The organism is Anabaenopsis arnoldii (assembly GCF_028331025.1).
GTDB lineage: Bacteria > Cyanobacteriota > Cyanobacteriia > Cyanobacteriales > Nostocaceae > Anabaenopsis > Anabaenopsis arnoldii.
Map to the genome: position 1 here is coordinate 1 of NZ_JAQMUH010000113.1, position 13,616 is coordinate 13,616.

Below are 13,616 nucleotides of genomic sequence, written 5' to 3' on the forward strand. Positions count from 1 at the left end.
CTAGGAGGGTGGGGATCATGAGTACGCCGAACCAACCGATGTAAATCCGGTTATCGGTGCTGGTGATCCACTCGCAGAAGCGATCCCATACGTTGGCGCTTTGGCGCTGTTGTAAGGTTGTGGTCATTTGTTTATGATTGCTTTTGTTTTAATGAGTTGAGTAGGTAAGCTTGCCTACTTGAATACTACCTTAGAGCAAAAGTTTTGATTTGTAAAGGGATTTTAATTAAAGTTTTCTGATGAACAAGATTTGTATTTCTAATGAATCGCATCCCAGACACGATTCAATCAGGTTTCATCAACCAGGGGGCCACTCCATGGGTCTTCCTCCCAGGATATGTAAATGTAAATGGTAGACAGTTTGACCACCATCAGCGCCGTTATTGATGACCACACGATAACCGTTGGTTAATCCAGCAGCTGCGGCCACTTGTTGGACGGTTAATAGAAGATGTCCTAATAGAGCTTGGTCTTGAGATTCGGCATCTGCTAATTTAACTATGGGTTTTTTGGGAATGACAAGGATGTGAACTGGTGCTTGAGGGTTGATGTCTTTGAATGCTAGGGCTAATTCATCTTCGTAAACAATATCTACGGGAATTTCCCGGCGAATGATTTTGCTGAAAATTGTGTCGCTGGTTTGGCTCATAGGGATTTAGCTACTCATCTGCTCAAGATTTTAGGCGATCGCTTGAATTTTCCGCTCATATAAAATTGTCTATGTGGTTTCACTCATGGCAATATACTGAGTAATGTGCTAAAAGGTGAAAATACTGAATATATATAGAAAAAATGCTTGCTAGAGTCTGGAGTGCATCTATTGTAGGCATTGATGCCGTCAAAGTAGGCGTGGAAGTCGATGTCTCAGGGGGTTTACCGGGGATTGTCGTTTTGGGACTACCAGATTCGGCTGTGCAAGAATCTCGAGAAAGAGTCAAGGCGACATTAAAGAATGCTGGTTTTGCGTTCCCCATGCGGAAAATTGTGATTAACTTGACTCCCGCAGATTTACGCAAGGAAGGGCCTTGTTTTGATTTACCCATTAGTATAGGCATTTTGGCGGCTTCAGAACAGGTGAGTCCTGATTTATTGGGAGATTATCTTTTCCTGGGTGAAGTCTCTCTAGATGGTAGTTTACGCCCTGTGGCTGGGGTTCTACCCATTGCAGCTGCAGCACAAAAAATGGGAATTGCCGGTTTAGTGGTTCCGGCGGATAATGCCCAAGAGGCAGCAGTAGTAGAAGAATTGACTGTTTACGGTTGCACAAATCTCGCCGATGTGGTAGAACTATTAAATAATCCGAAAGGTTACAAACCTGTAAAGCCAGAAAATTTACAGGGGTTACCAAAAACGCCTTACGCCGGACCAGATTTAAAGGATGTCAAAGGACAGGCTCATGCTCGTCGGGCTTTGGAAATTGCGGCGGCTGGTGGTCATAATTTAATCTTTGTCGGACCGCCGGGGAGTGGTAAAACTATGTTAGCCAGACGGTTACCAGGAATTTTACCACCTTTGCAGTTTGCCGAGTCCCTAGAAGTGACTCGGATTCACTCTGTAGCGGGGTTATTAAAAAACCGCGGCTCCTTAGTGCGCGATCGCCCCTTCCGCAGTCCTCACCATTCAGCATCGGGACCTTCTCTAGTTGGAGGTGGGAGCTTTCCCCGTCCAGGAGAAATTTCTTTATCTCACCAAGGGATTCTGTTTCTCGATGAGTTAACGGAATTTAAACGGGATGTTTTAGAATTTCTGCGCCAACCCCTAGAGGATGGCTATGTGACAATTTCCCGCACCAGACAATCTGTAATGTTTCCGGCGCAGTTTACCTTAGTAGCTAGCACTAATCCCTGTCCCTGTGGTTACTATGGCGATACTATTCAACCATGTACCTGTTCACCGAGACAAAGGGAAAACTATTGGGCGAAGCTTTCGGGTCCGTTAATGGATCGCATTGACTTACAAGTGGCAGTGAATCGCTTAAAACCGGAAGAAATTACCCAAGAACCCACAGGAGAGGCTTCGGCTGCAGTTTTAGAAAGAGTCAAACAAGCGCGAGAAATCGCTAATACCCGTTTCCAATCCGAAGCAAATCTGCGTTGTAATGCTCAAATGCAAAGTCAGCATCTGCAAAAATGGTGTAAGTTAGATGATTCTAGTCGCGGCTTATTAGAAGCAGCAATTAGAAAACTGGGGTTATCAGCCAGAGCCAGCGATCGCATCCTGAAAGTAGCGCGGACAATTGCAGATTTAGCCGCAGAAGATGAAATTAAAGCCAATCATATCGCCGAAGCAATTCAGTATCGGACTATCGACAGAATGCAGTGAAATTTTTTGCCTATTAAACTGTAGAATATGACAGTTGTATTCTGCCGCGAACGTTGATTGAGCGTTATACTTTGCCCGAAATGGGCAACCTGTGGACTGAATCTTACAAATTAAAAACCTGGCTACAGGTAGAGATTGCAGTTTGTGAAGCCCAAGCTGAACTGGGTTATATCCCTGCTCAGGCAGTGGAGGAAATTAAAGCTAAGGCGAATTTTGACCCGAAGCGAGTGTTAGAAATTGAAGCTGAAGTCCGTCATGATGTCATTGCCTTTTTAACTAATGTCAATGAATATGTAGGTGATGCGGGACGCTATATTCATCTAGGGTTAACTAGCTCCGATGTCTTAGACACAGCTTTAGGACTGCAATTAGTTGCTAGCCTGGATGTAATATCCCAACATCTGGAAAATTTGATTCAGGCAATTCGCCAAAAGGCGCGAGAACACCGTAATACAGTCATGATTGGCCGTTCCCACGGGATTCACGCCGAACCCATGACCTTTGGTTTTAAGTTAGCTGGATGGTTAGCAGAAGTGCTGCGCCATCAACAAAGGCTCAAAGTCCTACGGGAAACCATCGCCGTGGGTAAAATTTCCGGTGCGGTGGGAACCTATGCTAATATTGAACCACGGGTGGAAGCCATCGCTTGCCAAAAACTGGGACTCAAAGCTGATACAGCCTCGACACAAGTTATTTCTCGCGATCGCCATGCCGACTACGTGCAACAATTGGCCTTAGTTGCTGCATCCATTGAACGCTTTGCCGTAGAAATTCGCAACCTCCAAAAAACAGACGTTTTAGAAGTTGAAGAATTTTTCGCCAAAGGTCAAAAAGGCTCCTCAGCAATGCCTCACAAACGCAACCCCATCCGTTCCGAAAGGCTAACAGGAATGGCGCGCTTAGTCAGAAGTCATGCGGGAGCAGCCCTAGAAAACGTCGCCTTGTGGCATGAACGGGACATTTCCCATAGTTCCGTAGAACGGGTGATTTTACCAGATGCTTGCATTTTAACACACTTTATGCTAGTTGAAATCACAGAACTGGTAAAAAACCTGCTAGTCTATCCAGAAAACATGGCGCGGAACCTCAACTGTTACGGCGGTGTGGTGTTTAGCCAAAAAGTCCTACTAGCCTTGATAGACAAAGGACTAAAACGAGAAGAAGCCTATGGGATTGTCCAAGAAAGCGCCCATGCTGCTTGGAACAAACCAGAAGGAAACTTCCACGACCTCATCACTCAAGACCCCCGTGTAACTCAAAAGTTATCACCTGCAGAAATTGCTACCTGTTTTGACCCACAACAACACCTGCGGCATTTAGATCAAGTTTACCAAAGACTAGACATTTAGAAACAAGTAGGCACAGACCACCACCAGAGCAAAGAGAAAGGGACAATCAAAAGTTTTCCTTCTCTTTGTTCCCTGGTGCGGTTCCCAAAAAAAAAGATAAAATCCAGAATCAATACACCTCAACTCTAGCCAAACCATAGGGAACCTCGCGAGCAAAGCCCACATGGTCACCAGAAACTTGATAGTGGAACACTCCCTGGGGTGTCGGTACAAATCCTAAATCCCTGATAGCAATTTCTATGTTAGTTCCCGAAGCCACAGGTTGAGCAAAATTGATTTTCAAGCTGTCCTCTTCCCTAGAAACCTCTGCATCAATAGTTGCACCCGACTCATCAGTGACCTGAATATTATCACCAATATCCATAAGTTCCGACGGACGAATAGTAACGCTAGATAAAGGTTGTTCACCAGTATACAGACTAATGTAATGCCTATCAGTTAAACCAGTAGTACCGCTAATCCGAGGAGCATTCTGATCATACTCGATTTCTTGACCCTGAGCTATAGCCGGAACACCCATAGATGCGATCGCTAAACTTAAAGTCCATAAGCAAATCAATTTTTTCATCATCCAACTCCAATAAATAGAATTGTTCAGAATCAATCAACCTCACAGAAGACAGATCCCAAAAACATTCATCTGTGGTTAATTAATTCCGACAATTTGTGGAGACAAAAGAACTCAGTCATCTGAGAACCTGTTAAATTTCAAGTTACAAAACTTAAAAATAGATTACGTCTTACCAACGGGATATTTAGTGCGCAGTTATCATCTGAAAGTATGATTTTAATAGAAGCGGGGGCGTAAAGTGCTACGTCCCCATAGAGAGAATTACTATCACTGCAAAAGGCCAATCAGATGTAGCAAACCATGGCCAGTAACTAGCTCAATCATTAAAGCAATAAAACCAAGCATAGCAATACGACCATTCCAGACCTCGGCGCTGGTAGTCATACCCCATTCCCAGTTCTCCTGGGGATACATTTTCACCTTTTTCTTCATTTGTGCAGCTTGGGAAAGCTTGAAACTGGGCTTTTCCACGGACTCAATTACCAGTTCCGCCAGTGCTTGAATAAATACCGGATGAGTATTAGGAGCTGCAGCACGACGGAAGTTATGGATTCCTACATCTTCGGCTATTTCCCGATATTCAATATCAATTTCTTGGAGAGTCTCAATGTGTTCTGAGACAAAACTGATCGGTACAACAACCAAATCTTTTACACCTTGTGCCCCCAGTTGTTGCAGCGCATCTTCAGTATAAGGCTGGAGCCATTCTACCGGACCCACACGACTTTGGTAAGCTAATGTATAAAGATTGGGTCGATTGAGAGTCTGCATAATTAGAGCAGTACATTCCTCGATTTCTTGCTCATAGGGGTCTCCTGCTTCTTCAACATAGCTTTTCGGCACACCATGAGCGCTGAAAAAGATATGAGCCTCATCGGGGTTGGGACATTGGTCTAGTTCTTGGGCGATGAGTTCCGCCATCACCTGGAGATAGCTGGGTTGTTTGTACCAAGAGGGAATGACAGTATAGTCCGTGGGCTGAAGTTCTGGCTGTTCTCGCCAAAGTTTTTCTAACAGCCGAAAACTAGAACCACTCGTACTAATAGAAAATTGTGGGTAAAGTGGTAGAATTACTAGCTGTTCAATTTTATCTTGAGCAATTTGGGCGATCGCCTCCTCTGTGTAAGGATGCCAATAACGCATTCCTACATAGATATTCACTTCTTGTCCCAAATCACCCAACTTTTGTTTGAGAGCTTCTCCTTGAGCCTCCGTGATTCGCCGCAGTGGGGAACCGCCACCAATTTGCTTATAATTAGCTTGAGATGTTTTGGTGCGCCGTGAGGCAATAAACCAAGCTAGGGGTTTTTGCAGCCAGCGAAACGGTAGGCGAATAATTTCTGGGTCGGAAAACAGGTTATACAAAAACGGCCCGACATCCTCTAACTTATCAGGTCCACCGAGATTGAGTAATAAAACGCCTACACGACTCATAGCAGTTATTTTCCCCCAATCCTTTCAGATTTTGTACTAATGTTAACAATTATATCTTTATTAAATATAAAGCTTTCTAGTCAACAAAGATAGAATGTCAACAATCTTAAAACATTGGTGTCAACTATATCAACGGTTTGATAATGCTATGGCTAAAACAGCTTGCAGTGCGCCGTCATTAGTGGAGACTACCCTAATGGTTAAAAAGTGCAGTTTTTGATAATTAGTTTACATAAAGCCTTTTTCAGTCTCATGAAGTACACACCAATTCCCTATTCCCTATTCCCTATTCCCTATTCCCTATTCCCTGTTCCCTGTTCCGGTGTTCCCTCAAACTAAAAAAATTGTACCTCACGAGCATGGGAAATGCTATAATTTCACATATTGCCATGTAGGTTAAAAATAACGCTGTAATAGACCAATTAACACTTCTGGGGTTTCTAGATGGGGTAATACTCCTGTGTCGGCGATCGCATAAAAATCACCAATTGCGGCTGTATTGAGACTAGCTAAACGTCGCCCTAACTTAATGCTAGTAAATTGTGCCGCCTCTCCCCAAAACATCACCGTGGGAATTTGCAGTTGCTGGATGTACAAACTCAAATCAAAATAGAGGTCTCCCCGTAAAAACGCCAAAGCCGAAAACTGAGCATCAGGCTGTTGTGCTGAAGTTAAATAAGCGGCCACAATTTCTCGAGAAACCCGCTGTGGTTTAGCAAACAGAAAATTTTGCAAAAAATTTCTCACAGCAATTTCATTTTCAGCCCCCAGAGTATAAATGAAATTATCCAATAAGGGGGCATTAATAATTGCTAATGGTAACCTACGTCCACTCCCCTGGCCAAAGTCATCAAACCCAGATGGACACACCAAAAACAAGCTTTGAAATAAATCAGGATAGCTAATAGCCAGACGAATAGTCAAAGCCGCCGTCAAAGAAGAAGCCACCACCGTTACTGGTTGGCGACAAGTTTGGCGGATAAACTCGTTAATAGTAGTCAAATAATCGCTAATTTGATAATTCCGCACTGGATGAGCAGAAGCACCCCAACCAATTAAATCAGGTGCCAAGACTCGGTGGGTAGCTGCAAAAGCCGGGTAAACCTTAGACCACTCATAAGCAGAAGCGCCACCGCCAAAATTATGCAGAAACAGTAAAGGTGGTAAATCTTCACTATCAGCATTTAACCAGGGTGCATTGGTCTGAGTATAGTAAACTATAGCCCCGAGGGATGTATTAATCACTTTCTCCCCAAAGCCGGGAGGTTGAAACTGCAGCATGATCAATTTTTTCCAGTCAAATGAACCAGTGTATCGAGTTGCTCACCACGAATTTGATAAGCTGTACCAAAACCAATCACAAAACGACCAGCACTAGGAGTTAAGCGAAAAATCCGAAAATCAGGTAAACTGCGGAAAACTGCAATTAATTCTCCAAAACGGGCTTGAAATTCAGCCACAACCTGGTTCCAAGCCTCAGTTTCACGCTCCATCAAAGTAGCAGTACAATCAAAACTCAAACGGCGACGGGCAAAAATTTGGTCACATTTAGATTCATCTTCAATAAATAACACACTCACATGAGGATTCACATGGAGATTTTGGGTGTGGGTGGATAGACCACTCACATAGATATAAATATTTTTAGCTTCATCCATCACAAAAGGCGCATAACTGGCGTTAGGTATTCCTTCGGCGCTAACAGTACCAATGATTATACTTTCGACTGTTTGGGGAAAAGTTTCATACTCAGCTTGAGCTTTTTCAATTTGGCTCATAAATTAACGTTTAACCTAAGTTCCAGAGCGATCGCATTTATTGTACTGGCTATCTAGCCATGTGAGCTGAATACACGGTGATAACTGTTTTCACCTCACCCGCAGCTAAGGGTGGGGGCTGGTGATGGTTCGGTTATTATATATGTATGTAACAGTAAAAATTATGAGGACGCGATTGTGGCTGACAAAAATCGTTCTCAATGGGACCTAGGGAGGTTTATTGACACCCTAACCTATTTCGAGGTGTTTCCTTTGCTTAACTGGGTACAGCAGTTAATTAAGGGTCGTCCTAGTGATCATGGAAATCTACCCAATGGAGGAACAAATGTGGGTGTAATACTGGTAGCAGGTGCCACAGGTGGAGTGGGTAAACGAGTGGTGTCGCGACTCTTAGCAGCAGGTCATCAAGTCCGCGCCCTTGTACGGGATATTGACAGAGCCAGGTCAATACTCGGTAATGATGTTGACTTAGTAGCTGCGGACATCACTAAACCGGAAACTTTAAACCCTATGGTGATGGCTAACGTCAAAGCCATAATTTGTTGTACTGCAGTCCGTGTGCAACCTGTGGAAGGGGACACACCCGATAGAGCCAAATATAATCAGGGTATAAAATTTTATATGCCTGAGATTGTGGGTGATACTCCCGAAAATGTGGAATATCAAGGTGTGAAAAACCTGGTAACAGCTGCGACTCAATATCTCCCCCCAGGTAATGAAAGACTCATCTTTGATTTTACTCACCCCTCGGCTGAATTAAAGACTATTTGGGGGGCAGTGGATGATGTGGTTATGGGTGGTGTGAGTACCAGTAATATGCAACTGTTGGAAAATACAGCGGTGTTTGCTGGGAATGTTTCCACGGCTAACTCTGGGGGGTTTGCTTCGGTGAGAACCAAGAATTTTCAACCTCCCTTTGATTTATCTGGTTGCGAAGGTGTAGAATTACGTGTCAAGGGTGACGGTCAACGTTATAAACTCTTTTTAAGAACAGATACTAAATGGGATGGTGTTGGTTACAGTTATTCCTTTGATACTGTAGATAATACTTGGATAAATATTCGTGTTGCTTTTAAAGATTTAGTTCCCGTCTTTCGCGCCAAGGTGCTGCAAGACTGTCCGCCTATTGATACTGGTAGAGTCGCCTCATTTCAACTGATGTTGAGTAAGTTTGAATATGATGGCGCTTTAAATCCCAAGTTCTCCGCTGGTGGTTTTGCTTTACACATTGAATATATCAAAGCATACGGCGGGGAGACTTTACCCCAGTTTGTCCTGGTTAGTTCCGCTGGTGTGACTCGTCCAGGAAGACCGGGAATTAATTTAGATGAAGAACCCCCAGCAGTCAGATTAAATGACCAGTTGGGAGGAATTTTAACATGGAAGCTGAAGGGGGAAGATAGTTTAAGAGCTAGTGGTATTCCCTATACGATTATTAGACCTTGCGCTTTAACTGAGGAAGTGGGGGGTAAGGAGTTAATCTTGGAGCAGGGTGATAATATTAGAGGTAAAATCAGCCGCGATGATGTGGCGGAGCTTTGTGTGCGATCGCTAGAGCAATCAAAGGCGCGTAATATCACCTTAGAGGTGAAATCAGGAGAAAATATTGCTAATGATATGAATTGGCAACAGCTATTTTCTCATTTACAGCCGGATTGATCAATGCACCGAGGAGACACAGACAAAGGAGGTTAGTTATAACAATTAGCGGTAACAAGTCCATTTATCTATCGCCCAGAACTCTCAATATTCTTGGCACAAATAAGACTCATTACCGCGCTGCTTTGGTTAGCTATCCTAGCAAACTTGAAAAAGCAAGACCAATTAGGCTCTAACCTTCAACAGTCAACTTGCCAACCATACCAGCACCACGGTGAGGTTCGCAATAGAAGGTGTACACCCCAGCAGGTGCGTCTGCGGGAATTGTGGTGGTTTGGCGTTGACCAGGACTCATCAGTAATTGCTTGTGAGACAACCCTTTAGCCAAGTCAGCACTCTTAGCAGGGTTTTGGGCTGGGTCGAAGACAACGTTATGGGGAGGAACTTTGTTGTTTACCCACTCAATAGTGTCGCCTGCTTTAACTTTCAGTTCTTTAGGTTCAAAGGCGAGCATTCCTTTGTCGCTACCTAGTTTGACCTGGAAGGTTTCAGCTGAAGCGCTGGGTGTGAAAATGACGAAGCTGCTAACAACTAAAAGAACTGTCAACACCGATAAAGTCAAACGTCGCCAGCTTGCAGCAAATAATTTCATGGCTTTCTCCTAACTATAGTTTTTATTTCCCTTTCCCATTTTAAATAAAATTAACGCCAAAATATGACAATCTGTCGTAGATAAAATTTTTTTTTTACAATTGGCGCTAAATCATGAGCATATCTTGTGTAATTACAGAGAATTACCCGGAGTCTTTACACTCAATAGTTTATGCCTAGATTGACGATTTTCACAGCAGGTTTTGCCAATTTTGATGTAGGGACAAAATAAATTAATTGTCCCTACATAAACTCCATCCGAAAGGTTTGACCAAGAAATTAGACAGGCTTTTGACTTGATGTGTACTCAGTACCCGGCTAAAAGTTATCTCTTGGGAATTTAGTAATAAATCTTACCGCCTCCCCACTTATCACCAACTATCTTTGGTTGTAGCAGAATATGACCAGCGATCGCCACTAAGTCATCTTCGGTGAGATTTCTCATTTCTGTGAAAATATCCGCACTCTTGAGGCTGGGGTGTAACTCAGAAATTTCCTCTTCTCCATCATAGGTAGTGGGATTTTTCATATAGTCCACCAATCCCTCAATATTATCCCGCTTTGGTGTTGCCAGTGCCAGAGCTTCAGGTTCTAGTCCCACATTTTGGTTAGTCTTGGTAACACCCCCAGCATGACATTGGGCGCAAGCGTATTGAAATAAGCGTTTACCTTCTTTTACTTGTTTAAGGCTCAGTACAACCTGGTCACCCTGGTCATTTAATTTCACTGTTCTAATAGCTTCGTCCAGTTCCAATGCTGTGGCGCCACCGACCGCCAACTGAAACGTCAGCAAAATGGTAACAACAACACCAATTAGTCTTTTAAACATGTTTCCCCTCAAAGATGATAACGCTCAACACAGCTAATAAAGCGATGCTCAATCTCCATCTTGCCATTAGCTCAAGCCCGAAATAGCCCTTGACGTGACCACCCTTCGTGATGTGGGAAGTAATTCCCCTTTTGGCTTTTCTCGGCAATTTCCAGGTTATACAGAGAAAACACTCTTGCTACAGGACGACTGTAGTCTGTTGCTATCTCTGCGGTCAGTAGGTTTGCAAAACCCATAATAGTGATTAGCACAACAGATAGAGATTGAGTCGCTCTAATACCAATATCATGTTCAGAGTCCAATTTGTTGCCTAAAATCTGGTTATAGTTGACTTGGGATCAAAGGCTCATAAGTCAATATCAACTTCATATTATTTAATATTCCCATCAACCTTTTCCCCCGGTAAATGTCGCACCTTGAATAAAGTAGCGGTTAAAAAAACCATAAATCCCCAAAGCCGGTAAAGTGAAGACCATAGAAGCAGCCATAATGTAATTCCAATAGCTGATATATTGACCTTTGAAGCTGTTCAGTCCCAACGGGAGAGTAAACATTTCTGGGTCAAACAAGATGACAATGGGGAGTAAAAAATTATTCCAACTACTCATAAACACAAAAACCGCCTGTGCTGCTAATGCAGGCTTTGCGAGGGGTAAGACAATGTGGCGAAAAATTCCCCAGGTATTTAAACCATCTAATTGACCTGCTTCTTCTAATTCTTGAGGAAAATTTCCAAAAAACTGCCGCATCATAAAAATGAATGTAGCGTTGACCATGGCGGGAACAATCATACCCTGGTACGAATTTAACCAGCCAATAGCTTTCAAAATTAAGAATGTGGGAATCAAGGTAATTTGTGTCGGTACTGCTAACAGTGCCAAAATTAAGAAGAACCAGAAGCGGTTACCCGCAAAACTTAGCCTGGCTAAAGCATACCCCGCCATGGAGTTGAAGAGCAAATTTAAGCCCGTGACACTCACAGCAATAAACACACTATTAAAAAACCAACGCCAAAACAGCGGTTCTTGCACAAATATCTGTCGGTAATTATCGAAAGTAAAATTTCTGGGCAAAAAATTTAACTCACCACTGATAATCTCTGATAGCGGTTTAAATGATGCTGACAGCGCCCACAGGAAAGGAACCAAGGTAATTACTGCATAGAGGGTCAGCACCAGGTATAACAGTACTTTCAGCCCAGGTAATCGCCTAATATTACTCATGTCCTTTCCCCTCCAAAAATCCGTTGCTGCATCAAAGTCACGGCAATAATGATTACCGCCAGCAGAAAAGCCATGGCCGCAGCATAACCCATCTGTAGATTGCGGAAGACAGCCTGGTAAATTAGTAGTACCATAGTCAAAGTGGCATTATTAGGGCCACCACTACCAGCAGAAAAAATATAAGACTGGTCAAAAAGCTGAAAAGTCCCAATGATGCCAATAGCCACCACAAAAAAAGTTACAGGTTTGAGCAAAGGAATGGTAATATAAATAAACTGTTGCCATAAATTGGCTCCATCGAGTTCTGCCGCTTCATAGAGTTTTTGGGGTATATCCTGCAAAGCAGCCAAATAAATCACCATATAAAATGGTGCAGTTGACCAAATATTCATGATCATAATACCTTTGAGGGCTACATCTGGGTCACCCAACCAGTTATAAGTAGGTAACCCCACAAAAGCCAGAACATGATTTAATAGCCCATCGGTGTTATAAATCCACATGAATATCAGAGTTAGCACCGCAGAGGATGTGACAGTGGGTAAAAAGAACAAGATACGCCAAGAGTTTTGACCCCGAATACCAGAATTGAGGGTTACTGCCAGCAATAAAGCTAAAATGGTTTGAGATGGTACCACAATGGCCACATATTCTGCGGTATTTCTCAAAGCAATTCCTACCCGGTCATCTGCAACTAAGCGGGTGAAATTGCGAAAGCCAATGAAATCGTACTCAATACCCCCTAGCAGTTGCACTTTGTGCAGGGAAAGAAACACCGCGTAAAAGATGGGGAGGATCACAAAACACCCTAAAACCAATATAGTGGGCATCATAAAGATGTAGCCAGTTAGGGTTTCGGTAAGATTCCATCTGCGATTGATTCGCCGCCAATTCATTTCAAACACAATTAAACCTCCGCCTCTAGTAGTCACCCGGTTGTAGGGATGGGGCGCATGGTCTTTATCCTAGCGCTGGGAAGTTAAAAAAAGGATATACAGTTACAACAGAAATTGAGAGCTTAGGGGATGTTTGGAAAGTGTTAAACAGGTAATTTTTATATTAGGGAACAGGGAACAGGGAACACACAAAAAACAATCAAATCCAGTCCCCTCCCCTTACAAGGGGAGGGTTAGGGAGGGGTCAAACAATAGTTGATACACTCATCATGACTTATCAAACATCCTCTTAGGGGAATGTGATCAATAGTCTCTTAATCAGTTCAACATATGTATATGTTGAACATATGGTTATATATAGATATATAACCATGGTATGATTTATTTCAAAAGAGCTTGAAAGGATGAGTACTTGCCATGAGTGACGATTATGCAAATAATACTAGTACCACCGGCTACTTAGCAGTGGGGGGGTCTACTACGGGAAGACTGGAAGTCACAGGCGATCGCGACTGGTTTGCCATTGATCTGGAGGCCGGGGCAGAGTACAGATTTAATCTCAATGGTAACACCCTGAGAGATACATATTTACGTCTGTTGGATAGCAGCGGTAACCTCATCGCCCAAAATGACGATGCCAACTCTACCCTGAATTCTGCCATTGTTTTCACCGCCGATAGCTCAGGCAGATTCTATCTCTCGGCTGGTGCTTATGGAGACTTGTATGGAGGCACTTATACCCTCTCTTCTACGCTCCTATCTGCTGCTCCCGTTGACGATTATGCAGATAATACCAGTACCACCGGCTACTTAGCAGTTGGGGGGTCTACTACGGGTAACCTGGAAGTTAGAGGCGATCGCGACTGGTTTGCCATTGATCTGGAGGCCGGGGCAGAGTACAGATTTAATCTCAATGGTAACACCCTGAGAGATACATATTTACGTCTGTTGGATAGCAGCGGTA

Annotated in this window: 14 protein-coding genes and 1 pseudogene; 4 read left to right on the forward strand and 11 right to left on the reverse strand. The window is 43.3% G+C overall.

What is annotated here, in order from left to right:
- Both PN457_RS10295 and PN457_RS10300 read right to left on the reverse strand, forming a co-directional pair.
- Positions 1 to 127 (reverse strand): annotated as a pseudogene (locus tag PN457_RS10295) (photosystem II q(b) protein); the annotation flags it as partial.
- A gap of 171 nt (positions 128 to 298) precedes the next feature.
- The gene (locus tag PN457_RS10300) at positions 299 to 649 is read right to left on the reverse strand and encodes a histidine triad nucleotide-binding protein (RefSeq protein WP_271733182.1); all 351 of its coding nucleotides are present in this window, start codon (positions 647 to 649) and stop codon (positions 299 to 301) included.
- Positions 650 to 792: 143 nt separating this feature from the next.
- Here PN457_RS10300 and PN457_RS10305 point away from each other — a divergent pair, with 143 nt between their 5' ends.
- Together PN457_RS10305 and purB are read left to right on the forward strand one after the other, a co-directional pair.
- Positions 793 to 2,322, forward strand: a complete 1,530-nt coding sequence (locus PN457_RS10305) for a YifB family Mg chelatase-like AAA ATPase (protein ID WP_271733184.1) — start codon at positions 793 to 795, stop codon at positions 2,320 to 2,322.
- A gap of 53 nt (positions 2,323 to 2,375) precedes the next feature.
- Positions 2,376 to 3,671: an adenylosuccinate lyase gene (gene purB / locus PN457_RS10310; RefSeq protein ID WP_271733185.1), complete on the forward strand. Its 1,296-nt coding sequence runs from the start codon at positions 2,376 to 2,378 to the stop codon at positions 3,669 to 3,671.
- Positions 3,672 to 3,780: 109 nt separating this feature from the next.
- On the opposite strand, the gene PN457_RS10315 is transcribed toward purB, so the two are convergent.
- The 4 genes from PN457_RS10315 to PN457_RS10330 form a co-directional block, all read right to left on the reverse strand.
- Complete coding sequence (locus PN457_RS10315) at positions 3,781 to 4,242, reverse strand: hypothetical protein (RefSeq protein WP_271733186.1); 462 nt, start codon at positions 4,240 to 4,242, stop codon at positions 3,781 to 3,783.
- A gap of 267 nt (positions 4,243 to 4,509) precedes the next feature.
- A complete protein-coding gene (hemH, locus tag PN457_RS10320; protein WP_271733187.1) occupies positions 4,510 to 5,676 on the reverse strand; it encodes a ferrochelatase in 1,167 nt (388 codons plus the stop codon).
- Positions 5,677 to 6,072: 396 nt separating this feature from the next.
- Positions 6,073 to 6,957 carry an alpha/beta fold hydrolase gene (locus tag PN457_RS10325; protein ID WP_271733188.1) on the reverse strand — a complete coding sequence of 295 codons (885 nt, stop codon included), beginning with the start codon at positions 6,955 to 6,957 and terminating at the stop codon, positions 6,073 to 6,075.
- 2 nt (positions 6,958 to 6,959) lie between these two features.
- Positions 6,960 to 7,454 carry a HugZ family pyridoxamine 5'-phosphate oxidase gene (locus PN457_RS10330; RefSeq protein WP_271733189.1) on the reverse strand — a complete coding sequence of 165 codons (495 nt, stop codon included), beginning with the start codon at positions 7,452 to 7,454 and terminating at the stop codon, positions 6,960 to 6,962.
- Positions 7,455 to 7,631: 177 nt separating this feature from the next.
- Here PN457_RS10330 and PN457_RS10335 point away from each other — a divergent pair, with 177 nt between their 5' ends.
- A complete protein-coding gene (locus PN457_RS10335) occupies positions 7,632 to 9,113 on the forward strand; it encodes a CIA30 family protein (RefSeq protein WP_271733190.1) in 1,482 nt (493 codons plus the stop codon).
- A 172-nt stretch (positions 9,114 to 9,285) separates the two neighbouring features.
- On the opposite strand, the gene petE is transcribed toward PN457_RS10335, so the two are convergent.
- From petE to PN457_RS10360, 5 genes are all read right to left on the reverse strand, one after another.
- Complete coding sequence (gene petE / locus PN457_RS10340; protein WP_271733192.1) at positions 9,286 to 9,705, reverse strand: plastocyanin; 420 nt, start codon at positions 9,703 to 9,705, stop codon at positions 9,286 to 9,288.
- A 339-nt stretch (positions 9,706 to 10,044) separates the two neighbouring features.
- Complete coding sequence (gene psbV, locus PN457_RS10345; RefSeq protein ID WP_271733193.1) at positions 10,045 to 10,533, reverse strand: photosystem II cytochrome c-550; 489 nt, start codon at positions 10,531 to 10,533, stop codon at positions 10,045 to 10,047.
- A 71-nt stretch (positions 10,534 to 10,604) separates the two neighbouring features.
- A complete protein-coding gene (locus PN457_RS10350) occupies positions 10,605 to 10,835 on the reverse strand; it encodes a hypothetical protein (RefSeq protein ID WP_271733194.1) in 231 nt (76 codons plus the stop codon).
- A gap of 84 nt (positions 10,836 to 10,919) precedes the next feature.
- A complete protein-coding gene (locus PN457_RS10355) occupies positions 10,920 to 11,756 on the reverse strand; it encodes a carbohydrate ABC transporter permease (protein ID WP_271733196.1) in 837 nt (278 codons plus the stop codon).
- Entirely contained in the window at positions 11,753 to 12,652 is a 900-nt protein-coding gene (locus tag PN457_RS10360; protein ID WP_271733198.1) for a carbohydrate ABC transporter permease, read from the reverse strand. Before PN457_RS10360 ends, PN457_RS10355 begins: the two co-directional genes overlap by 4 nt.
- 417 nt (positions 12,653 to 13,069) lie before the next feature.
- Here PN457_RS10360 and PN457_RS10365 point away from each other — a divergent pair.
- The coding region (locus PN457_RS10365; protein ID WP_271733197.1) for a PPC domain-containing protein at positions 13,070 to 13,616 on the forward strand (547 nt) is incomplete at its 3' end.

Bases quoted from the DNA above. Each gene is read 5' to 3' on its own strand.
- PN457_RS10300 (WP_271733182.1), bottom strand. From the start codon at position 649: ATGAGCCAAACCAGCGACACAATTTTCAGCAAAATCATTCGCCGGGAA.
- PN457_RS10305 (WP_271733184.1), top strand. From the start codon at position 793: ATGCTTGCTAGAGTCTGGAGTGCATCTATTGTAGGCATTGATGCCGTC.
- PN457_RS10315 (WP_271733186.1), bottom strand. From the start codon at position 4,242: ATGATGAAAAAATTGATTTGCTTATGGACTTTAAGTTTAGCGATCGCA.
- hemH (WP_271733187.1), bottom strand. From the start codon at position 5,676: ATGAGTCGTGTAGGCGTTTTATTACTCAATCTCGGTGGACCTGATAAG.
- PN457_RS10325 (WP_271733188.1), bottom strand. From the start codon at position 6,957: ATGCTGCAGTTTCAACCTCCCGGCTTTGGGGAGAAAGTGATTAATACA.
- PN457_RS10330 (WP_271733189.1), bottom strand. From the start codon at position 7,454: ATGAGCCAAATTGAAAAAGCTCAAGCTGAGTATGAAACTTTTCCCCAA.
- petE (WP_271733192.1), bottom strand. From the start codon at position 9,705: ATGAAATTATTTGCTGCAAGCTGGCGACGTTTGACTTTATCGGTGTTG.
- psbV (WP_271733193.1), bottom strand. From the start codon at position 10,533: ATGTTTAAAAGACTAATTGGTGTTGTTGTTACCATTTTGCTGACGTTT.
- PN457_RS10355 (WP_271733196.1), bottom strand. From the start codon at position 11,756: ATGAGTAATATTAGGCGATTACCTGGGCTGAAAGTACTGTTATACCTG.
- PN457_RS10360 (WP_271733198.1), bottom strand. From the start codon at position 12,652: ATGAATTGGCGGCGAATCAATCGCAGATGGAATCTTACCGAAACCCTA.